Source organism: Geodermatophilus amargosae, assembly GCF_900116515.1.
Taxonomy (GTDB): Bacteria; Actinomycetota; Actinomycetes; order Mycobacteriales; family Geodermatophilaceae; genus Geodermatophilus; species Geodermatophilus amargosae.
Window position 1 is genome coordinate 1 of record NZ_FPBA01000039.1, and the last position, 24,581, is coordinate 24,581.

Annotated in this window: 24 protein-coding genes and 3 pseudogenes; 15 read left to right on the forward strand and 12 right to left on the reverse strand. The window is 72.5% G+C overall.

The window, feature by feature from the left end; genetic code table 11:
- A pseudogene (locus tag BM414_RS28830) lies at positions 1-167 on the forward strand (IS701 family transposase); the annotation flags it as partial.
- Between the two features lie 1,204 nt (positions 168-1,371).
- On the opposite strand, the gene BM414_RS26850 reads toward BM414_RS28830, so the two are convergent.
- The 3 genes from BM414_RS26850 to BM414_RS26855 all read right to left on the reverse strand — a co-directional run bounded on the left by BM414_RS26850 (position 1,372) and on the right by BM414_RS26855 (position 2,942).
- Positions 1,372-1,686: a helix-turn-helix domain-containing protein gene (locus BM414_RS26850; RefSeq protein ID WP_093584808.1), complete on the reverse strand. Its 315-nt coding sequence runs from the start codon at positions 1,684-1,686 to the stop codon at positions 1,372-1,374.
- A 72-nt stretch (positions 1,687-1,758) separates the two neighbouring features.
- Positions 1,759-1,974: a hypothetical protein gene (locus BM414_RS28835; RefSeq protein ID WP_139246072.1), complete on the reverse strand. Its 216-nt coding sequence runs from the start codon at positions 1,972-1,974 to the stop codon at positions 1,759-1,761.
- A gap of 38 nt (positions 1,975-2,012) precedes the next feature.
- Complete coding sequence (locus tag BM414_RS26855; RefSeq protein ID WP_139246073.1) at positions 2,013-2,942, reverse strand: tyrosine-type recombinase/integrase; 930 nt, start codon at positions 2,940-2,942, stop codon at positions 2,013-2,015.
- Between the two features lie 866 nt (positions 2,943-3,808).
- Between BM414_RS26855 and BM414_RS28840 the strand changes: the two genes are divergently transcribed.
- The gene (locus tag BM414_RS28840) at positions 3,809-4,012 is read left to right on the forward strand and encodes a hypothetical protein (RefSeq protein ID WP_139246074.1); all 204 of its coding nucleotides are present in this window, start codon (positions 3,809-3,811) and stop codon (positions 4,010-4,012) included.
- Between the two features lie 38 nt (positions 4,013-4,050).
- On the opposite strand, the gene BM414_RS26860 is transcribed toward BM414_RS28840, so the two are convergent.
- On the reverse strand, positions 4,051-4,563 hold the full coding sequence (locus BM414_RS26860) for a hypothetical protein (RefSeq protein WP_093584814.1): 513 nt from the start codon (positions 4,561-4,563) through the stop codon (positions 4,051-4,053).
- Positions 4,564-5,053: 490 nt separating this feature from the next.
- Between BM414_RS26860 and BM414_RS29825 the strand changes: the two genes are divergently transcribed.
- Together BM414_RS29825 and BM414_RS26875 are read left to right on the forward strand one after the other, a co-directional pair.
- Positions 5,054-5,602: a hypothetical protein gene (locus tag BM414_RS29825; protein ID WP_093584820.1), complete on the forward strand. Its 549-nt coding sequence runs from the start codon at positions 5,054-5,056 to the stop codon at positions 5,600-5,602.
- A gap of 174 nt (positions 5,603-5,776) precedes the next feature.
- Positions 5,777-6,160, forward strand: coding sequence for an STAS domain-containing protein (locus tag BM414_RS26875; protein WP_175551846.1), 384 nt, complete (start codon positions 5,777-5,779; stop codon positions 6,158-6,160).
- 61 nt (positions 6,161-6,221) lie between these two features.
- On the opposite strand, the gene BM414_RS26880 is transcribed toward BM414_RS26875, so the two are convergent.
- Together BM414_RS26880 and BM414_RS26885 are read right to left on the reverse strand one after the other, a co-directional pair.
- Positions 6,222-6,530: a hypothetical protein gene (locus BM414_RS26880; protein WP_093584825.1), complete on the reverse strand. Its 309-nt coding sequence runs from the start codon at positions 6,528-6,530 to the stop codon at positions 6,222-6,224.
- Between the two features lie 126 nt (positions 6,531-6,656).
- Entirely contained in the window at positions 6,657-7,601 is a 945-nt protein-coding gene (locus BM414_RS26885) for an endonuclease/exonuclease/phosphatase family protein (RefSeq protein ID WP_093584828.1), read from the reverse strand.
- 501 nt (positions 7,602-8,102) lie between these two features.
- On the opposite strand from BM414_RS26885, the gene BM414_RS26890 reads away from it, so the two are divergent.
- Together BM414_RS26890 and BM414_RS26895 are read left to right on the forward strand one after the other, a co-directional pair.
- Positions 8,103-8,501, forward strand: coding sequence for a hypothetical protein (locus tag BM414_RS26890; RefSeq protein ID WP_245785018.1), 399 nt, complete (start codon positions 8,103-8,105; stop codon positions 8,499-8,501).
- 880 nt (positions 8,502-9,381) lie between these two features.
- A complete protein-coding gene (locus BM414_RS26895) occupies positions 9,382-10,137 on the forward strand; it encodes a hypothetical protein (protein WP_093584834.1) in 756 nt (251 codons plus the stop codon).
- Between the two features lie 699 nt (positions 10,138-10,836).
- Here BM414_RS26895 and BM414_RS26900 read toward each other — a convergent pair.
- The 3 genes and pseudogenes from BM414_RS26900 to BM414_RS26915 all read right to left on the reverse strand — a co-directional run bounded on the left by BM414_RS26900 (position 10,837) and on the right by BM414_RS26915 (position 13,733).
- The gene (locus BM414_RS26900) at positions 10,837-11,073 is read right to left on the reverse strand and encodes an excisionase family DNA-binding protein (RefSeq protein WP_093584837.1); all 237 of its coding nucleotides are present in this window, start codon (positions 11,071-11,073) and stop codon (positions 10,837-10,839) included.
- Positions 11,074-12,022: 949 nt separating this feature from the next.
- A pseudogene (locus BM414_RS26910) lies at positions 12,023-12,988 on the reverse strand (mycofactocin-coupled SDR family oxidoreductase).
- Positions 12,906-13,733, reverse strand: a complete 828-nt coding sequence (locus BM414_RS26915; RefSeq protein ID WP_093584843.1) for a mycofactocin-coupled SDR family oxidoreductase — start codon at positions 13,731-13,733, stop codon at positions 12,906-12,908. The pseudogene BM414_RS26910 and the gene BM414_RS26915 overlap by 83 nt, the downstream one beginning before the upstream one ends.
- Before the next feature lie 89 nt (positions 13,734-13,822).
- On the opposite strand from BM414_RS26915, the gene BM414_RS26920 reads away from it, so the two are divergent.
- From BM414_RS26920 to BM414_RS26940, 4 genes are all read left to right on the forward strand, one after another.
- Entirely contained in the window at positions 13,823-14,431 is a 609-nt protein-coding gene (locus tag BM414_RS26920; protein ID WP_093584846.1) for an acyl-CoA-like ligand-binding transcription factor, read from the forward strand.
- Between the two features lie 152 nt (positions 14,432-14,583).
- Positions 14,584-15,540 (forward strand): AAA family ATPase, encoded by a 957-nt coding sequence (locus BM414_RS26925; RefSeq protein ID WP_245785019.1) that lies wholly within the window; start codon positions 14,584-14,586, stop codon positions 15,538-15,540.
- A gap of 234 nt (positions 15,541-15,774) precedes the next feature.
- Entirely contained in the window at positions 15,775-16,533 is a 759-nt protein-coding gene (locus BM414_RS26930) for a vWA domain-containing protein (protein WP_245785020.1), read from the forward strand.
- A gap of 885 nt (positions 16,534-17,418) precedes the next feature.
- A complete protein-coding gene (locus BM414_RS26940; protein ID WP_093584855.1) occupies positions 17,419-18,252 on the forward strand; it encodes an alpha/beta fold hydrolase in 834 nt (277 codons plus the stop codon).
- 335 nt (positions 18,253-18,587) lie between these two features.
- Here BM414_RS26940 and BM414_RS26945 read toward each other — a convergent pair whose 3' ends face one another.
- On the reverse strand, positions 18,588-18,830 hold the full coding sequence (locus tag BM414_RS26945; RefSeq protein ID WP_093584858.1) for a transposase family protein: 243 nt from the start codon (positions 18,828-18,830) through the stop codon (positions 18,588-18,590).
- A gap of 356 nt (positions 18,831-19,186) precedes the next feature.
- Here BM414_RS26945 and BM414_RS26950 point away from each other — a divergent pair, with 356 nt between their 5' ends.
- Complete coding sequence (locus BM414_RS26950; RefSeq protein WP_093584861.1) at positions 19,187-20,704, forward strand: flavin-containing monooxygenase; 1,518 nt, start codon at positions 19,187-19,189, stop codon at positions 20,702-20,704.
- A gap of 65 nt (positions 20,705-20,769) precedes the next feature.
- Here the strand turns inward: BM414_RS26950 and BM414_RS26955 are convergent, their stop codons facing one another.
- Positions 20,770-21,627 carry a mycofactocin-coupled SDR family oxidoreductase gene (locus BM414_RS26955; protein WP_175551847.1) on the reverse strand — a complete coding sequence of 286 codons (858 nt, stop codon included), beginning with the start codon at positions 21,625-21,627 and terminating at the stop codon, positions 20,770-20,772.
- 578 nt (positions 21,628-22,205) lie between these two features.
- Between BM414_RS26955 and BM414_RS26960 the strand changes: the two genes are divergently transcribed.
- Positions 22,206-22,694, forward strand: a complete 489-nt coding sequence (locus BM414_RS26960) for a hypothetical protein (protein WP_175551848.1) — start codon at positions 22,206-22,208, stop codon at positions 22,692-22,694.
- A 123-nt stretch (positions 22,695-22,817) separates the two neighbouring features.
- On the forward strand, positions 22,818-23,891 hold the full coding sequence (gene fahA, locus BM414_RS26965) for a fumarylacetoacetase (protein WP_245785021.1): 1,074 nt from the start codon (positions 22,818-22,820) through the stop codon (positions 23,889-23,891).
- A gap of 111 nt (positions 23,892-24,002) precedes the next feature.
- On the opposite strand, the gene BM414_RS26970 is transcribed toward fahA, so the two are convergent.
- Entirely contained in the window at positions 24,003-24,131 is a 129-nt protein-coding gene (locus BM414_RS26970) for a WS/DGAT domain-containing protein (protein ID WP_175551849.1), read from the reverse strand.
- 4 nt (positions 24,132-24,135) lie between these two features.
- Between BM414_RS26970 and BM414_RS29830 the strand changes: the two genes are divergently transcribed.
- Entirely contained in the window at positions 24,136-24,273 is a 138-nt protein-coding gene (locus tag BM414_RS29830; protein ID WP_175551850.1) for a hypothetical protein, read from the forward strand.
- A 65-nt stretch (positions 24,274-24,338) separates the two neighbouring features.
- Positions 24,339-24,581, forward strand: a pseudogene (locus BM414_RS26975) (IS701 family transposase); the annotation flags it as partial.

Sequence of the window (24,581 nt, forward strand, 5' to 3'; positions counted from 1 at the left end):
AGGCGGCCAAGAACGAGGCCGGGCTGGCCTCCTACCAGGTGCGGGACTACACCGCCTGGTATCGGCACATCACCCTGGCAATGCTCGCCCACGCCTATCTGAGTGCCACCCGCGCCAGCGCGGAAAAGGGGGGTCTGCAGCCGCAACCGAGCAGCTCATCGCGCTGACCGTGCCCGAGCTCCGCCGCCTGCTCAACACCCTCATCCATACACCGCGGCCCGACCTCGACCACACCGCCGACTGGTCCTGGTGGCGCCGACGACGCCAGGCCCAGGCCCGCGCCGCCCACTACCGAGCCCGCGGACAGGCACCGCCATAACTGCCGTTGCAGTACTAAGCGACGGCCATGCCGACGGTCATGACCGGCCGCCCCCACCTGATCCCGAGCGCGCTGCACGGAGTGCTCGTCGCGGCGCAGACACCATTTCCGCCACCTTTCTCATTCCGCGGGGTGCCGATGCTGTCCGGCTGCAGGCATCCCCGAACGCGGTTCAGAGTCGGCTCGGGAAAAGGGTCGTGTCAATGTCGCAATCCGGGTGACCGTCCACGCGGACAGGCCGTCGGAAAGGGGCGCACGGGCGTCGCGGTCGGGGTGGGAGAGCGGCCCTGTCATCTCGATGAGAGCGCGCGGAACCGGCACGCAGTGCGGTGCGGCAGTGCGCTGTCAGCGAAGTGTCCGCACTGCGTGCAGCCGGGTTCGCGCACTGCGTGCACGACTGCAGCCGTCGCTGCGAAACTGCGCGCAGCGCCCTGCAGAACGGTGAGCGGCGCGTCTGCGGGGCTGTGCTTGATCTGTGGCAGCGCCATTCTGGCGGGCACTGCACTACACGCCGTCGACGTGCGCGCACTGCGGTGCGCGCAGCGCCGAATGGTAGGTGTGTATTGGCATGCGTGTGCACGCAGTGCTCATTCCTCCTGTTCACGGGCCGGTGTCGCCGTCCCGGTCGTTGCGTCCACGGCGTCCGCACCCCCGGTGCATGCCCGCGCCTGGAACGGAGGCCGCGGGCGGCGCCTGCAGCGGGCGACCTGCGCGCAGCCTGCTGCGTGCGACGGCACACGCCAGGCGCCTGTGGTGCTCCGGATGCCGGCGTCCGACCGATCCGCAGGGGGCGGTCGTCCGGTGCGCGCAGTCACTGCGGGCCCGGGCCTTTGCCATCCGCTGACACGCCGTCCGGGCGGTGGCAAGCGTTCCGCGTGCAGGAGACGCGGCAGCGGGCGGGGGAGTGCGGCGGGCCGTGTGGCGGGGCCTCCTCCCGGGTTGACGGGCCCACCGGTCGCGAGCTGGGCGCCCCGACCGGCCTGGTGTGCCGTGACGCCGCGCAGTGGCGGGGCTGCGGTTGGTCGCGGGTCCCGCGGGAGGAGGGGTGGTGCTCAGCCGCCCACTCGGCGGCGTCCGTCGGCCGGCGGCTTGATGCCCGCCCTCCGCGGCCGCGTCGCCACGCCGAAGGGGTAGACGGCGAGCAGATCGGTCACCAGCACGCCGTAGTGGTCGGCCAGCGCCAGCAGGGTGGGCAGCGACGGGAGCTTGGTGCCGCGCTCCAGGTCCGACAGGTAGGACGCCGTGAGTCCCGCGCTCCCCGACACGTCCTCGAGCCGCTCGTCGCGCTCCTTGCGGATCTCACGCAGGCGGACCCCGAGCAGCACCATGCCGTCGCTCAGGCGGCCGGCGGCCCGTTCGGTCGGCATGGGCGCAGGCTAGCCGCCCGCTGGTCACCGAGCGGGAGGTCCACGCCGATCCCGGGCGGCTCGGTCGCGTGCTCATGGAGGTCGTTCGCCCTGGGGCGTCAGCTCCTGCAGGAGGACGACGGTGCGCCACGGCTCGGCCAGCATGTCCACCACCACTGCCGGCCGCACGTCGTCCGCGGGGCCGGCGTGCACGAGGACCCCGCGGTCGAGCTGGTCGGGCTGGTCGCTGTCGCCGGCGAAGGTCCACACCCGTCCGTCGGAGTCCTGTTGCCCCCAGTCGGCCCACACGCGGGGCACCGGCCTTTCCGACGCCTGCCCCGGTCCGCTCACTGGGGCCCGAACAGGCACTCGTAGGCGGCGACGAGGTCCTCGAAGTCGACGGCGGTGTAGCGCTCGATGGTGTTCGACCGGCGCGGCCTGTGGCCGGCGTAGTCCTGGGCGACCCGCAGCCCGCTGACCGCGGCGACGTCACTCAGTGTGGTGTGCCGCAGCCAATGGGCGCCTACGTCCAGCTGCTCGGACCACTCGCTGTGCCGGTCCAGCCGGTCGAACAGCGAGTTGAAGCGGCGCCGGGTCAGGGGCGTCCCGTCGCGGAAGCGGAACACGTGGTCTTGCGGAAGTCGGCCGCCTCGCTCCCGGGACAGTGTGTCCAGGCGTGCCAGCAGTGCAGTGCCCAGCGGGAGGGTGCGCGTACTGCCCCGCTTCTCCGTCAGGGTTACCGCGCGCTGGCCGTGGTGCAGATGTGCTCGGCGCAAGTTCAGCGCTCCTTCCCGGCGGGCCGCGGTCTGGCGGAGGAAGTCGAGAAGCAGGACGTCGAGCAGCGGGTCCTGCCCGGTCGTGCCGGCGATCCGGCGGAGCTCGGCCAGTTCGGACTCGGTCAGTGGCCGCTCTGGTGCCGGCGGCCGGTCCGGCGCGGCGAGGTCTGCGGCGGGGGAGGCGCGGAGCAGGCCAACCCTGACCGCTGTCCTGAAGAAGAAGCGGGTCGACCGGACGAAGTTCTCGGCGGCGCCGTGCCCGTGGGCATCCGGGTCGTAGCTGCGTAGCTGGCGCCCGCGGAGCTCGGCGCTGCGCACGCGGGCCTCGCCGACGTCACGGCGGATCCGGTCACGGAGTTCGGCGAGCTCGACGGTCTGCACTGCCTCCAGTGCGGTGGGACCGAACTGGTCCACGAGTCGGTCGAAGCCCGCCCCGTAGGTGTCCCGTGACTTCGGCGGGCACAGCGCCCGCACCCGCGGGGCGAAGGTCGCCACGGTCACCGATGCCGTCCGGCCGGCATTCGCCGAGGGTCGGAGCAGGGAAGCGCCGCGAAGGTCCACGCGCGGTTTGTACTACGCTGTCAGCGTAGTACGCAAGGTTGTCGCCTTTCCTGGTCAGCCATACCGCACATGACGGTTTCTGAGCCCCGAGGTCACGAGATCGACTCCGCGGAGGAGGACAACATGTCCGACTTACTCGCCGTGGTCCGCCGGCATGTCGGGCCGAGAGGCCCGCGCCGATGTTCTTCCTCGGGATGGGAGCTCGGCTCGGCCCCGCTGCCTCACATCGCTGCGGCGAGCTGCCCCTGGCCGAGGGAGGCGCGCGCGTCCGACGGCGAAGACGCCGCCGACGTAGCCTCGGCCGCTGGCGGCGACCCCGCGTCGGTCCCCGAGGCGGCCAATGCTGGTTCCGGTCCTTGACGGGAGGTCGCCGGGCAGTTGCGATCCTGCTCAGCCCGGCGCCCATGAAGCGCGTAGACCGCGTCCGCCAGGTCGGGGTCGCCCGCCCTCCGGCCTTCGACGATGTCGGCACCGGCCGGATGTCACCTGCCGGCGCCGTGCCGGGCTCCTCGCCGCCTGGCCGCAGGTGAGGCTGCAGAGCCGCAGCAAGAGGGGCAGTTGCATCTCCGCCCGGGACCGCCGACCGGCCGCCTCACCGCACTGTCGTGCGGGGGGCGGGTTCTGCTCGGCCACGGCGTGCAGAGGTGGCCTGCACATGACCGGCCCGTGTTGCGACGTCCGGGTCCGCCCGGGCGTGGACGACGGCTTCCCGCCGCGCGCCGTGGACGCGACGTTGAGACAGCGCATCGATCACAAGCTGCCGCCGTGCTTGCACGACACCGATCCCGACACTCCCTGGAGGCACCGTGACCGCCCCCGACGGCACCGCACCACGACGAGCCACCGAGGAGGTGAGTCGGCTGCGTGCCCAGCTCGCGGTCACCCAGCTTGAACGGGACGACCTGGCCCGCCGGTTGGCCGCCGCTTTGGAGGAGCCGCCGGTGATCACGGCTGGCCAGGATCCGCTACCGCTGCCGGACCTGCCCGGCGGCGGGCATGGTGCGAGGTGACTGGGCCGCGCGGCTGCGGGACGGCGGCCGGGACCCTGTCACCGTCGGCCTGCCAGGCGGCGGTGTGTCGCCAGCACCTGCGCCCGCTCCTGCGGCGTCAACACCCCGGCGAACGGACTGTTCTGCCGCAGGTCGCACGACCACGACGACGTCGACGTCAGCGTGGCCAGCAGCTCCGGCAGCGGGCAGTCGAGCAGCCGCTGCCACGCGTCGAGCCACACCGTTGCCGAGCCGCCGGTGACCGACTGCCGCATCCGGCGCAGGTTCTCCCGCGCTACCGCCAGCGTGGTGTCGGGATCGGTGACCAGTCGGCCGGCGACGGCGTAGGCGAGCAGCAGTGACCGGACCTCCTCCCGCCGCAGGTCGGCGTCATCGGGGCGGGGTCCGGTGGACGGCGCGCCGTCGGGGCGGTCGGCGCGCGGGGGCTGCGGGTGGCGGTCGCCCTCGGAAAGCTCTCGGGCGGCGCTGGCGAGCAGCGCGTCGTACTCGGCGGTTGGCGGGGTCCCTACGCGGTCCGCGGCGGCGGTGAGCTGCGCCGAGGGCTCGGTCATGCCAGCAGCGTCCGCCCTGCTCGCCCTCCGCTCAACCGAGATGTCCGCCGTGGAGCCCCGTCCGTGGCCTCCCGTACAGGGGTCGGTGGCCGCGCGCTCGCCCATCCGCTTGGCTTGGCCCAGCCCGTGAAGAGGATCCCGATCATGCCCGACCGCACCGCCCACTACCTGGCGATGGTGTGCACCTGCTCGGCCGAGGGCGCCGCGGCAGCCGAAGCCCGCTACCAGCGGGCGAAAGCCCGCCTGAGCGCGGGCAGCGCCGACTTGCGCGCCCGCGAGGTCACCGACCGGTCCTTCTGGGATGACTGCCTGCTCAGCCTCGACGCCGACTTCGGTGCCTTCGTCTCGAGCATCGCCTCCGACCAGTGGAGCCTGCTGCAGGTGACCGCCGGCCTCGTCGGCGAGGAGCAAGTCATCGTGGTGCCCTGCGACTCACCCACCGACGGCCTGTGCGCGGCGTGGGAGTGGTTCGCCGGCGGGGGGCGCAGGCGTGAGGGAGCTGCCGCTGCCGGGCGTGCCCGAGGAGTGCCCCCGGTGCGGGCGTACCGACTCCGGCCTGCTCATCATCTCCGGTGCCGGGCACGACCACGCCCACCTCTGCCCGGCCTGCCTGGCCACCGTCGCCCGCGCCGAGCTCGCGCAGCCGCCGCACGGCCTGTACGACCACGATCCGCGGACCCCGGACCCGGCCGGCTGCGCAGAAGCCGCGCTGTGGCACGCCGTCGGCGGCACCGACCCCGACGCCGCGCTCACCCACGGCCTGGCCGCGCTCGACGAACTGAACCGCGCTGCCGCGCGCGCCGGCATCGAGCTGTTCGAGGCCACTGAGCACAACCGCGAGCAGCAGGCTGCGCTCGACGCCGCCCGCACCGAGCTGACCCGCAGCGCGGCCACCGTCGCACAGCTGCAGCACGACCTCGCCATCGCCCGCCGGTGGGCGGCGGCGATGTGGTGGACCTGCGGCACGCCGTGGCTGCAGCAGCACCCCGAGCTCGGGCCCCGCCCGGAGTGGCTGCGCGACGACAGCGCCGACGTCTGAGCCGGCGTGAGGCGGATGGAGCTCCGCAGATCCCGGCCCGCCCGGGGACGCTGCGGTCGGTGCCCGCGCGGCGCCGCGACGGGGACCGGCAGCATCGAGACCCACCAGCGGACCGAGGTCGTCCCCTACGCCCTGTTGTCGAGGACCAGTTCATCCTGTGCACTGGCTGATGTGATGGCCTTCGACCCTGGCCCCGTCGGCCTCACCGGTTCCATCGCCGTCATCGACGACATCGGCAGCGGCACGCACGGGCGGGTGCTGTGCCTGTCCGGGGAGGTGGACCTCGCCGTCGTGCTGGCCTTCGAACGGCAGCACGGTGCGGCACCGGTGCCGGTGGACGCCGCTGCGGTGACCTTCATCGGCTCGGCCGGGCTCGTGTTCCTGCTCCGGTGGGTGGACGCCGCGCGCGCCGCGGGCCGGCCGGCGACGCTGCGGTCGACCTCCGCGCCGGTGGACATGGTGCTGCGGATTACCGGCTTGACCGGGGTGTTGGCCGGCGAGGATGCGCGCGAGTCGGTGGACACGGCACCGCAGTCGAGCAGCACCGCCGAGCACTGACCGCAAGCGAGGCCTGCACGCGCCTTGCTGCGATGTCGGGCCTGTCCCCGCCACCAGCACCTCAACCGACGGCGGCGACTCCGAGGCCGGCGAGGAGGACCTCGAGGAGCCAGGAGACGGCGGCGTGGCGGTCGTCCTCGGGCAGGGCTCGGAGCGGGCTGTCCAGGAGCAGGCTCGCCATGCCGTGACAGGCCGCCCACACCGCGACGTCGGTCCACGGGGTCGTGGGGGCCGGGGTCGTGGGGGCCGGGGTGCCGCCGGCCGCCGCCAGGGTCTGCCAGGGCGTCCTGCAGAGCAGGCGCCGCTGGCAGCGGCGTTGCAGCGGATCGCCGCCACCGGGGACCGAGAGGCCGTCGCCGGCCCACTGCACGACGTCGAGCGCAGCCCGCGCACGGCGTGACGGTCGTGTGCGGAGAGCCGGTGCGGATGGCCGCGTCGTGGGGACCGGAGGTCGCGGCCGTCACGAGGGCGCGGCCGCTCGACAGGGGGCCGGTGGCTAGAGGTCGAAGCGGGCGAGAACGGGCCGGTGGTCGGACGGGGCCTGCCCGGCCGCGCGGGGCGCAAGTTGGGGCTGCAGCCCGATGCTGGGCACGTCGAGGGGTATGGCGCGGGCCTCGAGCAGCTGCTCGGTCATGGCGTGGGAGACGAGGATGTGGTCGATCAGCTCGCGCCGTCCCTGGTTGATCCGGGACCAGTTCTCCGGTGCGGCCATCCAATGCCCGGTCGCCCACAGCCGCTGCGCGTCGCCGCGGTCGGGCCGGTCGAACCCGCCGGTGCCGTACTGCGACCCGGGCGGGCCGAGCAGCAGCTGGGTGGTGGCGGCGTCCAGGGTGTCGTTGAGGTCGCCGCAGACGACCACCGGCTCCCCGGCCCAGTCGCCGGCCAGCGTCGCGGTCGTCCAGTCGCGCAGCGCGGCGGCCTCGGCCGCGCGTCGGTTGAGGGCGTACACGCCGTAGCGGACCCGCTCACCCTCGTCGGTGGTGTCGAACCGGCCGCCGGGGAAGCTCAACAGCTTGGACTTCAGGTGCGCGGTGATGGCGCGGACCTCGGTGCCGCCGGTGGTGGTGCCGGTGACGGCCAGCGCGCCCCGGCCCAGCTGGGTGATCGCGGTGCCGTCGTCGGTGATGGTGACCGGCGCCAGCCGTGGCGGCAGGCCGGTCACCTCGGCGATGTCGGTCAGCGGCCGCGGCGACAGCCAGGCCACGCGGATGGCGTGCCGTGCGTCGAAGTGGGCGGACACCGCACTGGTCCACCCATCACCCAGCCGGATCCGCAGCGCCTCCAGCGCGTCGTCGTCGCCGACCTCCTGCAGGGCGACGGCGTCGGGTTCCGCGGCGGCGATGACCGCCGCCAGCGCATCGAGCTTGGCCTCGAAGTCGGCCCGTCCGGCTGCGTCGGGGGTGAACAGGTTCTCCACGTTCCAGCTGAGCACGGTGAACACGGCGGCCCTCTCGCGGTCAGGACCACGACCGGTCCGGCGGTGTACGCCGAGGCTAGGGCAGCAGGCCGACACGCGACCGGGGCAGCGGCAGGCCCGGCGAACGGTTCGCCCGGCGGACGCCGCCTGTTCCGCGTCGCTCGTTGAGCGCCGCCCCCGCACCGCCGAGCGGCAGTATGCGGTCAGGTGCGGGTCGCGTATGCGCCGCCTGCGGCCACGCGGCCGGCCCGGCGCGAGAGGCTCGTAGCCGCCGCCGCCCTCGTCCCGGGCCGACGATCCTGACGCGCCGGCCAGGTCGTCGGGGCCCTGTCCCACCGCGCCGCCCCACCGTCCCGCCCGGCCTCGAGCCCCGGCAACGAGGACGGTGGGACGGCGAGCTCGGCCCCGACCGCAGCGACGTCCTCCTCCGGCGCACCGCAGTCGACGTCCGCCGCCCCGCAGTCACCTTCTACTCTCCCCGAGACGATCCCGGGGCTGATCGCCGACCTGACAGCGCGACCGGACGTGGCCGGACCGGCGGGACCGCTCCTGCTCGACGGACTCCAGGACCTGCAGTCGGCGGACCAGGCGGTACAGCAACGGGCAGCGTTGCAGGTACTCGACCTCCTGCTGGGCGGCCAGGGCCTCGACCCCCGGTACGCCGCCGCCAGCCGGCTGGCACTCTTCCGTACGTTGACCGGCCTCACGCCGGCGCCGGCGGCCGAGGGGCCGTCCTGCCTGGAACGGGCGGAGGGCCCGCCATCTCTGCTCGAGCAGGGGTACGCACGACAGGTCCTCGAGCGGTTGGCGTCATGGCAGGCGGAGGGGTTCCCGGCCGAGGAGTCGGCGCGCCTGCGCGAGATGGTGGGCCCCGTGGCGGTCGGAGAGGCGCACCTCGTCTTCGTCCCGTGTCCGACCGGATGAGGAAGCCGAGTTGCGAGCAAGCGGTCAGTCACTCGTCGTCGGCCTGCGGAGAGCAGTCCAGCCCCGAGCGCGGCAGTCGCGCCTCGCGTCGCCTCTCCTCGATCTCGCGTTGTTCACGGCGGTCCCGGGCCCGGTTGAGCGGCGCGGCGGTGGACGCCTGGACGCGCGGCCGGCGGGCTAGGGCGCATCCTGCGGTGGGCCGAGGTCCGCAACCCCGACCTCGCGATGGGCTGGCGGTTGCTGGGGATGCGCCGCAGCGTGGGCCTGGTTCGACCGTTCCACAGCACGCGCATTCAGAGATGGGGCGCCAGGTCGCCGAGCGTCTCGCCGCGCCGCTCGAGGGCTCATCTGAGCCGCGGAGCACCACGGGGGTGCCACGAGGGCCTCAGGGAGCTCTTTATACGAACGCCCCGGGCTCCTGCAGGAACACGGGACGAGTAGGGGTCCGAGGGGGACTCGGTACACACGCACACGACCCGACGGCTGGCGATGAGCCGTCATCCGGTGTCCGAAGGGCGACTCGTCACATACGCACACGACTTGACGGCCGGCGATGAGCCGTCATCTGGTGTCCGAGGGGGAGTCCGTACCTTCGCACACGGATGCGGACGTGCTGCCGGGCCTCCGAGCGGTCCCGGGTGACGTGCGGGGATCGGAGAGGTCCGGGCCGGCGCAACCAGGGCGCGCTGGCGGGACGCGTTCCGGTGACGTGCCGTCTGTCGGCCGAGGCGCCAAGCGGACAGCGAGGCAGCGGTTCCTGCCATCCCACGTGTGGCCCCAGCGGAGCCCCGGGGGACCTCGTCGACGGCGCGTTCTCAGGCCTGTGCCGGGCTGGCCGGCGTCGACAGCGAAGGGTCCCGAGGTGGCAGCATCCGGCGACATGGACGCCCCTGCGCCGCACCGCTTCGTCGCCCGTGTCATCGAGGAGGCCGACAACAAGATCCACGATGACGGCGTCGCCCGGCGGTTCGGCTTCTCTGGCGCGCTGGTGCCCGGGGTGGAGCTCTTCGCCCGTACGACCACGCCCTTGGTGGCGGCTTGGGGAGAGGAGTGGCTGTCCGGCGGGCGGGTCGATCTGCGCTTCCGTCGGCCGGTCTACGACGGCGAGGAGTTGCTCATTGACGTGATCGGTGGCCAGTTGACCGTTACCGGCGCGGATGGTGAGGTGCGCTGCCTGGGCTCGACCGGTCGCACGGGGGACCGCCCCGACCTCGCCGACTTCGCGGAGGTGTCAGCTGCCGGCGAGCCAGTGACCGACCCGGTCGCCGGGCCGTTTGGCAGCGTCCACGAGGCCGGCACCGTGGAGGAGAACGAGTGGTACCTCGATGCGATCGGCGAGCCATTGCCGCTGTACCGGGAGAGGTTGTGGGCGCATCCCGGTCTGTTGCTGCGCCTGGTCAACAAGCTGCTCATGCACAACGTCGCCCTCGGACCGTGGATCCACACCTCGAGCGACTGCACCTTTCTCGGCATCGCCCGGCTGCCGGCGCAGATGACCGTGCACGGACGCGTCACCGACGTGGGCCGGCGCGGCCGGCACGAGGAAGTCCGCTACGACGCTCTGGTCCTGGCCGACGCCGAGCCCGTGCTGCACGTCCACCACACCGCGCTCTACCGGCTGTCCACCGCGGCCTGACGCCGGCCGGCGGTCAGCCGTCGGACTGTGAGGCACGACTGGCGCGCTCGGGGCGGACGACCGGGCGGCAGGAGGGGCCCGCGGCCCGCCGATGGGCTGTCCTGCACTGCCGGCGCTCCGCGTGACCAGCTAGGTGCTGTGGCTGCCACCGGAGGAACGCCCGCAGGGTCGTCGCGCCGTGTCCACCGTGTGGCATCGGTGGCCAGCAGGCAGCCGGAGTTCGCCGTCGCGTCCGGTGAGGACGGCGGCGCCCGGCATGGCGACCAGGAGGCCGCCGATGAGCACCGGTGTCGCCCGTATGTGGCGCGACATGGTGCGGCTGCGCGAAGGCCGTCCGGCAGCACAGCCGCCGGGTGGTGGCCTGGGTGCTCCGGAGCCCTGCATGACTACGTCCCGGCCTTCTGACCTGCAGAAGATCGGGACGAGGCGGTGTCCGAGGGGGGACTTGAACTCCTGGCCCCGGCTAAGCATCTAGAGCCCTGAGCTGCGCTTTCACGATTCGGCGCGGCCGTCGACGACCTTCGAGGTACCCCGAAGTGCACCCAGATGCGCCGGCACCGGTATCACGTCGAGTATCACGAGCCGGGTGACGGCAGGAGGGGACTTGGGCGGGGACCACCTTGCCCGAGGGGGATGCCACCCCGCGGGGCGCGAACGGGCGACGTGGGCCGGACGTTCAGTGCCGCTGGGCTGCGCTGCCTACCGGTCGGCGACGTCGGCGTCGTGGCGCTCGGCCACAGCGTCGCCCGCGGTCACCCCGAGAACGGCGAGGAGGGGCAGTCGGGGGATGAGCACCCGCCGTCCCAGACGGACAGCCGGCAGCTCGCCGTTCTCGATGGCGCGGGCAACGGTGCGCACGTCGACACCGAAGACGGAGGCGGCCTGCGCGACCGTCACGACCGCGGCTCGGCTGATCCGTAGGTCGTCGAGATCCACGGCACCTCCGGGGTGCTTGCGGCGAGGTCGCCGGCACACGGCGACGAGCGGAGTCGCCCAGGGTGGGGGACAGGTCTGCAGGGCACCTCCGGTCGCCGGCCCTCTCCAGCGCCGGTCCGCCCGTGGTGCTGCGCCCCCGTCCCGGCCGATCCTCCAGTTGCCCAGGAAGGCTACTGGAGAAGCGCAAGAGGACTCACGTCAACGCAGGTCGGGGGTACCACGAAGGCGCTGCCGGCGCCGGTACGCCTCCAGTAGCGACCCGATCTCGACGGACAGTGCGCGGAGGTCACGGTCGTAGACGCGGCCGTCATCGAGCTGGGTGGTGAGCTCGCGGAGGATCTGGGGCCAGTTCCTCCGGCTTGGCGAGAACTCGGTCGGAACCTCGACCCGCCGCTCGACGACCTGTAGCGCTGCGCGGCCAGACGCTGCGGCCCGTGTCTGCTCCCACGCCCGGTGGCGACAGGTGGCCGAGCACCACTTCGGGATCGGTCCTCGCGAGCGCGGCAGGATCACACCGCCGCACCAGGCGCAGGACGAGGCGGCTTCCCGTCGGGCATCGCCACTCACCGCGCTACCCAGTGGACCGGGTGCGCCAGGCCGGGACCTCCTTGGCGTCCGCCTGTGCAGTGCGCTCTCGACGCTGACGCTCAAGCCCCTGACGGCGCGCTCGGTAGCTGGCGCTGCTCCCTCGGCCCATGTCCTCAGCGTCCGGGGCGACCTCCGGAAACCCGTCACAACGAGTTCCGGGACGCCGAGTGCATGAGGTGTGTGCCACTTGGTCCTATGGCTTCTTCAGTGCTGTCACGGGGAGGCTCTGGCAGGACGGGCACCGGGTGGCCGTCTTCGCCGCGATGGCGAGGAGGCGGCCGCGCCGGCGTTCTGCGAGCTCTGATCCCTGGCACTCGTCGGCCTCCGCTCCGCCCGGGTGGCGGCGCGGAGGCCGATGGGCTCACCGCACCGGTGCGGTGTTGATGCCCGGCAGGATCATGTGGCCGGCATCGATCGGGATGGTGACGCCGGTGACCTTCGCCGCGAGGTCGGAGTTCAGGTACAGCGCGGTGTCGGCGATGACCTGCGGCGACATGAAGGTCGTGCCCTTGAGAGCGTGGAAGGAGTAGCCGCCCTCGATCATGTCGGCCTCGGTGCCGCCCTCGTGGCCGGCGAACATGTCCCAGGCGCCCTGGTGGTCGGTCATCGGCGTCTTGATGGCGCCCGGATGCACGGAGTTGCAGCGGATGCCGTGCGGTGCCAGTTCCAGGGCGATGTTCTTCATCAGTCCCACGACGGCGTGCTTGGCCGCCACGTAGTGCGCGTAGTTGGCGCCCGGCTCGAGCCCGTTGATCGACGAGGTGATGACAATCGAGCCGGCCTGCCGTTCGATCATGTGCGGGGCCACGGCCTTGGCCGACTTCCAGACGCCGGTCAGGTTGACGCCGATCATCTCGTCCCAGCTCTGCTCGGACAGCTCCCAGAAGGCGCCCTGCGTTCAGATGCCGGCGTTGGCGATGAGGATGTCGATCTGGCCGAAGTCGGCCAGGCCCCGGGCTACGGCCTCGTCGAGCTGTTCCTGCGAGCGGACGTCGGCGGTGACCGCCAGCGCCCGCCGGTCGAGGGCCTCGACCTCGCGCACGGTCTGCGCGAGGTCGTCCTGGGTGGCCATCTTGTAGGGCACGGACTCCAGCTGGTCGGCGATGTCCACCACGATGACGTCGGCGCCCTCACGGGCGCAGGTGGTGGCGTGCGCCCGGCCCTGGCCGCGCGCGCCTCCGGTGATGAGGGCGACCTTGCCGTCGAGCATGCCCATGGCTGTTCCTCCTCGTCTCAAAGCTGTCTCAGAGCTGGCCGCCGGCGTCCACCACGTGGGTGGTGCCGGTGACGTAGCGGCCGTCCTCGGACACGAGGTAAAGGACGGCATTGGAGATGTCGACGGCCTCGATGGCCGGGACGGGGAGCTTGTTCAGGGTGAGCGCTGCCTCCTCGAAGTCCGCCCGGGTGGGGTTCTCGAGGTCGGGCCGGAAGAGCCGGTAGGTCGGCTCGTTGAGGATCATGTCGGTGGCCACCGTGGTCGGGTGGATCGTGTTGACCCGGATCCGCTCCGGCGCCAGCTCCTTGGCCATGATCTTCGCCAGCATCACCAGCCCCGCCTTGGCGGCGCTGTAGTGGGCCGTGTGGGGGTTGGCGTAGATGGCCGCCAGCGAGCTGGTGATGACGACGGACCCGCCGCGACCGCCGGCCAAGATGTGCGGCACCGAGGCGCGGATGGTCTTCCAGACGCCGGTGAGGTTGACGTCGATCATCGTCTGCCAGGTCTCCTCGTCCATCTCCAGCGTGGAGGCAGGGGTGGAGATGCCGGCGTTGGCCAGCACGATGTCGAGCCGGCCGAGCTGGGCGACGCCGTCGTCGACGGCGCGGGTCAGGCCGGCCAGGTCCCGGACGTCGACCTCGGTGGCGACGATCCGCCGATCCAGGGCCTCGACCTGGCGGACGGTCTCGGCCAGGTCGTCGGGTGTGGCGGTGGGATAGGGGACCGTCTCGACCTGCTTGCAGACGTCGACGGCGATGACGTCGGCGCCCTCCTGTGCCAGCCGGACGGCGTGGCTGCGGCCCTGTCCCCGCGCCGCCCCGGTGATGAACGCGACCTTGCCCTCGAGTCGTCCCATGACTGCTCCTCACTCTTTGGTGTGATCCGCGTCGCACGTTATGGCACGCGGTGCCACAACGGAAGAGCCAGAGCTGGCACCCTGGTGAGGTGACCGCGCCGCGCCGAACCGCTGCAGGGGATCGGGGTGGCAGGCCGCCTGTCAGCAGCGCGCACGAGGTAGCGGCCGTCGCCCAGCGGGTCCTCCTCGAGCGCGGCTTCGACGAGACGAGCGTCGACGAGCTCGCCGCCGCCGCGGGCATCAGCCGGCGGACGTTCTTCCGCTACTTTCCCACGAAGGCCGACGTCCTGTTCGCCGACTCCCCGGCCGAGGTGGAGAGGTTCCGTGCGGGACTCGCCGCGGGCGGCCCCGCGGACTCCTGGCGGGTCGTCGTGACCCGCGCCGTCATGGAGGCGCTCCGCTTCGCCCCGGAGGACCGGGAGTGGGCCCTGCACCGGGCACAGCTGTTCTTCACGGTCCCCGCGGTCCAGGCCCACGCGGTCCGGGTGTGGGCCACGTGGCGGCAGCTCGCCGTCGACCACGCTCGCCGGGTGCGGCACGACGACCCGCTGTTCTCACTCGCCGTCGGGCACGCCGTGCTGGCGGCGACGCTGGCCGCGCATGAGTACTGGACCCGCGAGCCCGCGGCGGACCTCGGCGACCTGCTGGCCCGCACGCTCGACCTGCTGCTGCCGCCGGATCCGCCGTCGCAGCGCTGACCCGGACCCCGGTTGCCACCTGGCACGCGGTGTCATTACCGTCCGCCGGGTCGGCGGGCATCTGGCCCGCCCGGCCGAGGGAGCCCGCCACGTCACCGCAGCCGATCCCTGCGCCCGCCCCGTCCGTCAACGGGCCCGACGACGACCCGGTGGTGACCGGATCGCGGGTGCGGCACGATGCCGGTGCGTCGGTCCGCGAGGTGCGCCGCCGGGTCGCCGCCCACCTCGTCGGGCGGGCGCACGAGCTGGACCTGCTGTTGGCCGCGGTCGCCGCCGGCCGGGACGTGGTGCTGGAGGGCCCGCCGGGCACGTCGAAGTCGACGCTGCTGCGGGCGATCACCGCGGAGTGGGGGGTGCCGCTGGTGTTCGTGGAGGGCAACGCGGACCTCACCCCGACCCGGCTGGTCGGGCACCACGATCCGGCGCGGGTGCTGCGGGAGGACTACCGGCCGGAGAACTTCGTGCCCGGGCCGCTGGTGCAGGCGATGCGCGGCGGGGGGTTCCTGTATCTGGAGGAGTTCAACCGGGCGCCGGAGGACACGCTCAACACGCTGCTGACCGCGATGGCCGAGCGGCGGCTGGCGGTGCCGCATGTGGGCACGGTCGAGGCGTTGGCGACCTTCCGGGTGGTGGCCTCGATGAACCCCTACGACGCGATCGGCACCACCCGGCTGTCCTCGTCGATCTCCGACCGGCTGGTGCGCCTGGCCGTCGGCTACCAGGACGCCGAGGCCGAGCGGGGCATCGTCGACCGCCGCACGGGGCTTGCCTCGCCGCGGCTGGTGGCCGATGCCGTCGCGCTGACCCGGGCCACCCGGGGCCGGGAGGACGTGCGGCAGGGCAGCAGCGTGCGCGGGGCGATCGACCTGGCGCTGGTGGCCGCCCAGTTGGCCGACATGCGCGAGGTCGCGCTGCCCGACGAATCGTCGGTGGCCCCGCCGCGCGGCCTGCCGGAGGACTACACGGCCACGGTGCTCGACGCGCTGCTGCTCGCGCTGTCGGGCCGGATCGCCGTCGACGAGACGGTCGAGACCACGCCCGAGGCGGTACTCCGCGAGATCTGGGAGGACCACTTCCTGCTGGCGCCGGCGGCCGCCGAACCCGGTTGAAGGACCGTCGAGGCCGACTCCCCGCTCACCCGCCGCCGCGACCGCGCCGGCGGGCCGCGGGGCACCCGGCCGCTGCGCCGGCGCCCCAAGCAGCTGACCGAGCAGCCCGCGCTCTACCGCCCCGCCTCGGGCGGCACCGGGCTGGCGCTGTCGTCGGGTGACCGGCGGCGCACCCGCACGCCGGGGCCGGCCGGGGGTACCGCGCCGGGGACGACCGACGAGCCGGCCGAGCTGGTGCCGCTGGCCGACCTGACCGCCCAGGGCGCCGCCGACGCGCAGACCCGTCGCCGCGCGCGGGCGATCGCCCGCCGACTGGCGGTGCCGCGCCCGCCGGCCGACCGCCGGCCCCGCCGCGGGGTGGGGGAGCTGCGCACGCTGCCGTGGAACGGCGGCTCCGACGAGCTCGACCTCGAGCGCACCCTCGACGCGGTCGCGGCCAACCCCTTCCCGGGGGAGCGGGACGTGCTGGTGCGCGAGCGGGTGCGCCAGCGCCGGTCGGTGGTGCTGGTGGTCGACGTGTCGGGGTCGATGAAGGGCGAGCGGGTGCGCACCGCGGCCGCGGCGGTCGGCGCGCTGGCCGGGGAGCTGGCCCGTCACCGGATGGGGGTCGTCGCGTTCTGGTCCGACGCCGCGGTACTCGTGCGGCCCGGGGAGACCGTCGCGCCGCTGGCGGTCCTGGACCTGCTGCTGCGGGTGCCCACCCAGGGGCTGACGAATGTGTCCTTCGCGCTGGAGACCGCCGGTCGGCTGCTGGCCGGAGTGCCCGCCCGCGACGCGCGGGTACTGCTGCTGTCCGACTGCGTGCACAACGCCGGACCCGACCCGCGCACCGCGGGCGCGCGGCTGCCGCGCCTGGACGTGCTGCTCGACGTCTCCGGGGAGAAGGACGTCGACCTCGGCCGCGACCTCGCCCGCCTCGGCCGCGGCCGCGTACGGCTGGTCCGCGACCACTCCGACGTCGCCGCCGCGCTGAGCGCCCTCTTCGCCGAGTGACCGGGGCTGTCGACGCCGGAGACGCGTCGGAGCGCGACCAGCAGTGCAGAGGGGGTGTCCCGTACTGGGACACCCCGCTGACTCCTCTGTGCCTAGCGTCGACCTCGTCCGGTCACGGACTCCCGCCACCCGGCGGAGCCGGCCTCCCCGTTCGAGGAGTGCGACCCATGATCGCTGCGATCACCCGCCCTGAGTGGGCTCCCGCTACGGCCGCAGGCGCAGGGAACACCGACGAACGGCTCGTCCTGGACCTGATGTCCGCCTTGTCGAAACGGGACGCACAGGGGCTGCGGGACTTCTTCAGCGATGACGCCATGTACCAATCCAGGGAGGACCACATCGGCGTCCCCCGGAGGGCCGCGACGTCCTTGGGAGGGACGCGTACGAAGTGGACGAGGGCGTGTGCGAGTGCGGCATCGAGTTGCCCGGCCTCCACCAGTTGGCGGTAGACCGGTAGCTCGTCGCCGGCGACGGGGCCGTCAACGGCGAGGGGCGGCTCGAAGAGCAGCAGTGTGCCGTCGAGCCCTGTGATCCTCGGCGTGACTGCGGGGAACACATCGGGGTTGACGAGGAAGACGTCCGCTCGGCCGCCATTGCGGCCGGCGGCAGCGGTCGAACAGCGCGCGGACAGCTTCGCGCGGTCCTCTGGTCCTCGTCTTGGGTGCCTCTGCGCCGCGGGTTGGCGCTCGGTCTGATCCTCGAGGTGATCGCCGCAGTCCTCCTGCTGCTGGCTCTGGGCGGGTTCGAGCCGGACAGCAGCCGATCACCGCCGTCGTGTGCCCAGCTGGAACGCTGCCTCCCGAAGTCGCCCTTTCGGAACGGCTCGGCCCTGTGGTGTGCTCGACCTCGCCTTCCCTCCCGCTACGGAGCAGCAATGGAGACGCCGTGACCACACCCACCACGCACCCCCAGCGGACCGTGCAGGTCGGTGACATCGCCGTCGCGGTCCAGGAGTACGGCGAGGGCGAACCGCTGCTGATCATCAATGGGACGACCCAGTCGCTGGGTTTCTGGGCCGAGCCCGCGCTCGTCCTGGGCAGTGGATATCGGGTGGTCACCTATGACCTGCGTGGCATGGGCGGGTCCGAGCGCGGCTCGGGAGAGATCAGCGTCGCCTCGCTGGCGGCGGACGCCCAGGGGCTGCTCGACGCGCTCGAGATCGAGCGGGCACACGTCCTGGGCTACTCCCTCGGGAGTGCCATTGCACAGGAGCTGGCGCTGTCCGCTCCCGAGCGGGTGACCTCGCTCGTCCTCTACTGCACCTGGGCCCGCACCGACGGCTTCCAGCGGGCGGTCATCACGGGCCTCGCGCACCCGTGGCGCACTGGCGACCTCGAGGCCGCGCTCGGCGCCCTCGGCATCGCCTTCTCGCCTCAGTTGCTCGACAGCCCGCAGTTCGGCGAGCTGGTCGAGCAGTTGCTGCCGCTGTTCCCGAGCACCGAGCAGCAGATCCGGACCACCGTGGAGCAGTGGGACGCCGACCTGGCCCACGACACGCTCGACCGGCTCGGCGGGATCACGGCGCCTACTCTCGTGGTCGCCGGTGAGCAGGACCTGCTCACCCCGCCGTGGCACGGCCGGCAGGTGGCCGACGCAATTCCCGGGGCGAAGCTGCACCTGTTCACCGGACCGGGCTCCAGTCACGCCCTCGGTGTCGAGCGCGCTGAGGAGTTCCTGCCCCTCGTGCGGGACCACCTCGCCGGGCACCCGCTTCCCTGACGAGCGCCGGAGGAGTCCGCCGGTCCGTTCGAGCCGATCCGGCCACTACCCGGCGGATCTCGTCATGCTTCCGGCGCGCCGGTGATGGTCCGCGGCGCAGTCGCGCACGGGGCACGTCGGCCATCCGTCCGGGGTGCGCCTCCTGAACCCCGTCAGGGGGGCCGTCGCGACGGCTCTGGACCGGACAGAGCCCGACGACTCACATGGCGGGGCGACAAGGCCGGCCTGGCGGACCTGGGTCAGATCGTGGGTGGGCCCGGACGGCTCTGCCCACGAGGCGGCAGCCGCCCCTCGGTGTCGGTGATCACCAGCGCCTCGAGGGTGTTGGCGCGGCCTCACCGGAGAAGGACCGCTGCCGACCGGCCTCGTGAGCCCCGGGGCGACGCACCCGGATCTCGGTGGCATCGAGCAGACTCACTCGCCCGCTGGCCCCAGGTGGAGAACCACATCCGGCCACCGATGCGCAGCACTATCCCGTCCTCGACGGGACATCCCCACTCGGCCAGCAGCGGGCGGATCGCCCTGACGGCACGGGTGATCGTGGAGCGGGACACCCTGAACCAGCAGGCCAGCACCATTGGCACTCCGTGGCGCAGATGCACCAGGTGGCCAGCGACCGTGGATGGACGCCAACTGGTGCCGCCCGCCCGCCCGCTCCCGCGGCCGATCGGTCAGGCGTGCGTGCTGGCATGCCTGCCAGCACGGCAGTCCGACGAGCAGCCGCGCGAGGAACTGCGGGGACAGCGCGGTCACTCGGTGGTCGGCAACAGCGGCGGCACGGGCCAGCGTCCTCGACGCACTGCGACCCTGCTGCGTCCGTCACGCGCCAGCCGCTGACCATGCGCGAGGTCGTCGCTCGTCTCTGGTCCTCTCGGCGCTCAGGCCGGACGCTAGTGTGACCTGCATCACCTTGTGCGCACGGAAGGTCTCATCCATGACGACGACCATCGCACCGGCACCCGCCCAGGAGCGACGCAGCGACAGGTCCGAGCCCCAGCACGTCGACGTCCTCGTCGTCGGTGCCGGGGTGTCCGGCATCGGCGCCGCCCACCACCTGCGTGAACGGTTCCCCGACCGCAGCTTCGTGATCCTGGACGCGCAGGACAACCGGGGCGGGACCTGGTGGACCCACCGGTATCCGGGGGTGCGCTCCGACAGCGACCTGTTCACCTACGGCTACCGGTTCAAGCCCTGGCGTGGCCCGTCGATCGCTGCAGGGGAGGAGATCCTCGGCTACCTCGACGAGGTCATCGCCGAGGACGACCTCGCCGGCCACATCCGCTACCACCACAGGGTCACCGCGGCGAGCTGGTCCACCGAAAACCGCCGGTGGACCGTGGAGGTCACCCGCGGCGACACCGGCGAGCAGTTGCGGTTCATCACCGACTTCCTGTGGATGTGCCAGGGCTACTACAACCACACCAGGCCCCACCGGCCGCACTGGGAGGGCATGGACCGCTTCCAGGGGCTGGTCGTGCACCCGCAGCAGTGGCCCGAGGACCTCGACCTGACCGGCAAGCGCATCGTCGTCATCGGCTCCGGGTCCACGGCCGCCACGCTGATCCCGGCGATCGCGCGGGAGGCGGAGCACGTGACGATGCTGCAGCGATCCCCCTCCTACTTCCTCGCCCCGCCCCTGACCCACGAGCTTGCCGTGACGCTTCGCTCGCTGGACATCCCCGAGGACTGGACCCACGAGATCCTGCGCCGGGCCTACTCGGCCGAGTTCAACGAGCTGGCGCGCTTGTCGCACGAGGCGCCCGACGAGCTGCACACGTTCCTCATGGAGTCCATGCGTCCCCTGCTGCCCGAGGGCTTCGACATCGACAAGCACTTCACCCCCCGCTACCGCCCGTGGCAGCAGCGCATCGCGATCGTCCCGGAAGGTGACCTGTTCGCGGCGCTGCGGGAGGGGAAGGCCTCGATCGTCACGGACACGATCGAGACGTTCACCGAAACCGGGATCCGGGTCGGCTCTGGCGAGGAGGTCCCTGCCGACGTCGTCGTCTCCGCCACCGGGTTCGACCTGTCGGCCTTCGGCGACGTCGACTTCAGCGTGGACGGCGAGCCGGTCGCCTTCCCCGAGCGGGTCACCTGGCGCGGCATCATGATCAGCGGCGTGCCGAACATGGCCTACGTCTTCGGCTACTTCCGGCACAGCTGGACGCTGCGGGTGGACCTGGTCTGCGACCTGGTGATCCGGATGCTGACGCTCATGCAGGACAGGGGCGCCACCATGGTCGTCCCGACGCTGCGCCCGGAGGACGCGGGCATGCAACTGCGACCGTGGTCGGACCCGGAGAACTTCAACGCCGGCTACGTCCTGCGCTCGCAGCACGTCCTGTTCAAGCAGGGCGACAGGGAGCCGTGGACCCACATGCTCGAGCACGCGCAGGAGGCGGAGATCCTGCCGAAGGCCGATCTCGAGGACGGGACGCTCGTCTACCGCTGACCTCGGCGGTCCAGTCACCGCCGGCAGGTGGCCCGCCGGGTGGGCCACCTGCCGGTCGGCAGGGCTCAGGCGGAGTGCGGGACCTTGAACGGTTGCATGGCACCGGCGTCGATCACCGTCGTCGTCCCGGTCACGTAGCGCGCCTCGTCGGAGGCCAGGTACAGGACGGCGTTGCTGATGTCGACGGACTCCACCCACGGGATCGGCATCGCATTGAGCGCCTTCATGCCCTCGGCCGCCTGCTCGCGAGTCGCTCCCGCGACGCCGCCCAGGAACAGTCCCCAGACCGGCTCGTTGGCCACCATGGGTGTGTCGACCGTCGTGGGGTGCACCGAGTTGACCCGGATGCGGTGCGGGGCCAGTTCAACCGCGAGCGTGCGCATCAGGCCAGTGACGCCGTGCTTGGCCGCGGTGTAGTGCGCAAGGTTGGGGAATGCGATCAGGCCCGCGATGGAGCTGGTCAGGACGATGGAGCCGCCCTGCCCGCGCTCCACCATCGACGGTGCGGTGGCCTTGACCGTCTTCCAGACGCCGATGAGGTTGACGTCGACCACCTCCTGCCACATCTCCTCGGTCAGCTCGAGGGCTGGGGCAAAGCTGGCGATCCCTGCGTTGGCGCACACGATGTCGATGTGCCCGAACTCCGACAGCCCCTCGTCGACCGCCGCCTGCAGTGACCCCAGGTCGCGGACGTCGGCCTTCCGGGCCACGATCCGCCGGTCGAGAGCCTCGACCTCCTTGACCGTCTGCGCCAGGTCGGACTCGGTGGAGCCGTCATAGGGCACGGTGTCGAAGCTCTGGCACACGTCCACGGCGATGATCTCGGCACCCTCCTGGGCAAGCCGGAGGGCATGAGCGCGGCCCTGTCCTCGGGCCGCTCCGGTGATGAAGGCGACCTTGCCCTCGACACGTCCCACGGTCATCTCCTCCTCGTGCTCCGGGCGCCCGGGTAGGCGTCGGCAACCACTCCGTCACGTTGCGGCGGACTCCCTGGCGAGGCGAACACTCGGTGCGTCACACCGGGGCGCTCCTCGGTGGTGCCGGGGACTGCGTGGGGGAGTCCGCGATCAGGAGGGCGGACCTCATGTGAGGGAACGGCACGCCTTCCATGACTTGAAACTATGACATGCATCACACCCAGGCCAGGCGGAACGCCTCGCGGCCTGTCGGCGTCCGCGCCGAGCACACCGGGAAGAAGCTGAGGCGCTGCTCAGCGGAGGCATCTCCCGGGTCCCACCGGGTCGTGTGGACGCCCCTCGGGCGCTTGCTCCGCGTCAGCGCGGTCCGGTGGTGCGGGCGCACTCGAACTCGTCGACCAGCTGCACGAGGGCGACCGCTTCGCCGTCTCGCTGATCGGCGCGGCCGGCGACCTGCCCACGGCGGTGGACCGGATCCAGGCCGACCCGCGGCTGGTGCGGGCCGCTGTCGAGGTGCCCGGCGTCACGGACGCCGCCACGGCGCGCCGGGCGTCGAGGCGCTCACGGCTGCCCTGCCGACGGGCGTGCCGGCGGCGGTCGAGCTGCCGCGGACCGACGCCCGCGACGAGGTCCTCGACGTCCTCGCCGGCACCCGGTACCGGGCCAAGCTGCGCACCGGCGGGGTGCGGGCCGACCTCTTCCCGCCGCCCGAGGAGCTCGCGGAGACCCTGTCCGCCTGCATCACCCGCGGTGTGGCGCTGAAGTGCACCGCGGGACTGGACTCCGCGGTGCGGCACACCGATGCCGACACCGGCTTCGACCACCACGGTTTCCTCAACCTGCTGGTCACCGTGGACGCCCTGGCCGACGGCGCCTCGCGCCTGGTCGCCCTGGAGCGGCTGCGCGAGGACGACGGCGCCGCGCTGGCCGCCGCTGTCCGCGCCTGGTCGCCGGACCGGGTGTGCCGGGCTCGGGCGCTGTTCACCTCCTTCGGCACCTGCAGCGTCCTCGATCCGGTCGACGACCTGACCGCGCTGGGCCTGCTGCCCTCTCCAGAACGGATCCCCGCATGACGGCCCCGGCCACATGGCTCGAGCTGCCCGCCGACACCGGCTTCGGGCTGACCAACCTGCCCTACGGCGTCTTCTCCACGCCCGGCACCGCCCCCGCGCACCGGTGTCGCGATCGGCGAGTGGGTGCTCGACCTCGCCGCGGCCACCGGCGACGAGGTGCAGGCCACCGGCACGCTCAACGCCTTCATGGGCGGCGGACCCGGGACGTGGCGCGCGTTGCGCGCACAACTCACCGAATGGTTCACCGACGACGCCCACCGCGGCACGGTCGAGCCGCGCCTCGTGCCGCGCCGGCAGGTGACGCTGCACCTGCCGATCGAGGTCGCCGACTACGTCGACTTCTACAGCTCCCAGCACCACGCCGAGAACCTGGGAAGGATGTTCCGCCCGGATTTTGCCGCACTAACGCCCAACTGGAAGCACCTGCCCATCGGCTACCACGGTCGCGCCGGCACCGTCGCGGTGTCCAGCACCCCGGTCGTCCGCCCCTGCGGGCAGCGCAAGCCGGCCGACTCAGATCCGGTGTTCGGGCCCTCCCAGCGCCTGGACATCGAGGCCGACGTCGGCGTCGTCGTCGGCGTCGGCTCCGAGCTCGGCACCGCCGTGCCACTGGTTGCGTTCACCAATCATGTGTTCGGGGTCTGCCTGGTCAACGACTGGTCCTCCCGCGACCTGCAGTCGTGGGGGTACGTGCCCCTGGGCCCCTTCCTCGGCAAGTCCTTCCTCACCTCCATCTCCCCGTGGGTCGTCCCACTGGCAGCGCTGGATAGCGCCAGAGTCGCTCCGCCGGCCCGTGATCCGCAGCCACTGCCGTACTTACGCGACGACGAGCACCCGTGGGGGCTGGACATCGCCATGGAGGTCCGGCTCAACGGGGACCTCGTCAGCAGGCCGCCGTTCCGTGACATGTACTGGACCCCCGCGCAGCAGCTCGCCCACATGACGGTCAACGGCGCCAGCCTGCGCACCGGCGACCTGTTCGCCTCCGGCACCGTCTCGGGACCCGGCACCGACCAGCGCGGCTCGTTCATCGAGTTGTCCTGGGGTGGCACCGAGCCCCTGACGCTCACCGACGGCTCGACGCGCACGTTCCTGCAGGACGGTGACGTCGTCACCATCACGGCCACCGCCCCCGGTCCGGACGGCAGCCGGATCGGTTTCGGTGAGGTCACCGGCACGGTGCTCCCGGCGCGCTAAGCCTGGTTCATCTCCGGTCGCAGTTCCCCTTGACCGGCTGCGCCAGGGCGCTCGTCCGGTCAGCGGCTCCGCGAGTCGGAGCCGGCGTGACGACGCCGCACATCGGGGGGCTCACCGCCTCGCAGGGAAGTCCGCGGCCTCCTCAGCCAGGGCGATCAGCAGGGCCTCGCTGTCGGGAACGAGTGCCTCGTCGACGGCGACGCCGAACTGCAGCTCCCCGGCATAGCTGTAGATAGACAACCCGATGCCGATCCGCGTCCACCGGCTTAGCCGGCTGCACTACTTCGACTGGCTTGACCACCCGCACGTCTACGCCCAGATCCGCACGTGGCTGCAGACCCGTCCCGAGGGTCCGCGCCCCTCGGCGCCCGTCGGCGCCTAGTACTGCAACGGCACTTGAGCGTGTCGCTGTCGTGATCGGCTGAGGGCTGGTAGCAGCGTGTGCGGATGCGCTGCGATGGCCTGGTGGCCGAGGTGCAGGACTGGGCGGCGGGGCTGGAGGAGGTCCACCGGCGCATTGCCGCTGCGTTCAGCCGCGCCGAGCCGCGGGCCCGGGTGCTGGCCTATCTGCGCGGGTTGTTGGGTCAGCTGGAGCGCAAGAACGGCTGGACGCTGGCCGAGGCCGCCGGTGAGGTGTCTCCGGACGGGATGCAGCGGCTGCTGCGCACCGCGGACTGGAACGCCGACGCG

Coding starts and splice junctions, on each gene's coding strand:
- BM414_RS26850 (WP_093584808.1), bottom strand. CDS start 1,686: ATGCCGACCGAACGGGCCGCCGGCCGCCTGAGCGACGGCATGGTGCTG.
- BM414_RS26860 (WP_093584814.1), bottom strand. CDS start 4,563: ATGACCGAGCCCTCGGCGCAGCTCACCGCCGCCGCGGACCGCGTAGGG.
- BM414_RS26875 (WP_175551846.1), top strand. CDS start 5,777: ATGGCCTTCGACCCTGGCCCCGTCGGCCTCACCGGTTCCATCGCCGTC.
- BM414_RS26895 (WP_093584834.1), top strand. CDS start 9,382: ATGGACGCCCCTGCGCCGCACCGCTTCGTCGCCCGTGTCATCGAGGAG.
- BM414_RS26915 (WP_093584843.1), bottom strand. CDS start 13,733: ATGGGACGACTCGAGGGCAAGGTCGCGTTCATCACCGGGGCGGCGCGG.
- BM414_RS26945 (WP_093584858.1), bottom strand. CDS start 18,830: ATGGTGCTGGCCTGCTGGTTCAGGGTGTCCCGCTCCACGATCACCCGT.
- BM414_RS26950 (WP_093584861.1), top strand. CDS start 19,187: ATGACGACGACCATCGCACCGGCACCCGCCCAGGAGCGACGCAGCGAC.
- BM414_RS26955 (WP_175551847.1), bottom strand. CDS start 21,627: ATGACCGTGGGACGTGTCGAGGGCAAGGTCGCCTTCATCACCGGAGCG.
- BM414_RS29830 (WP_175551850.1), top strand. CDS start 24,136: ATGCCGATCCGCGTCCACCGGCTTAGCCGGCTGCACTACTTCGACTGG.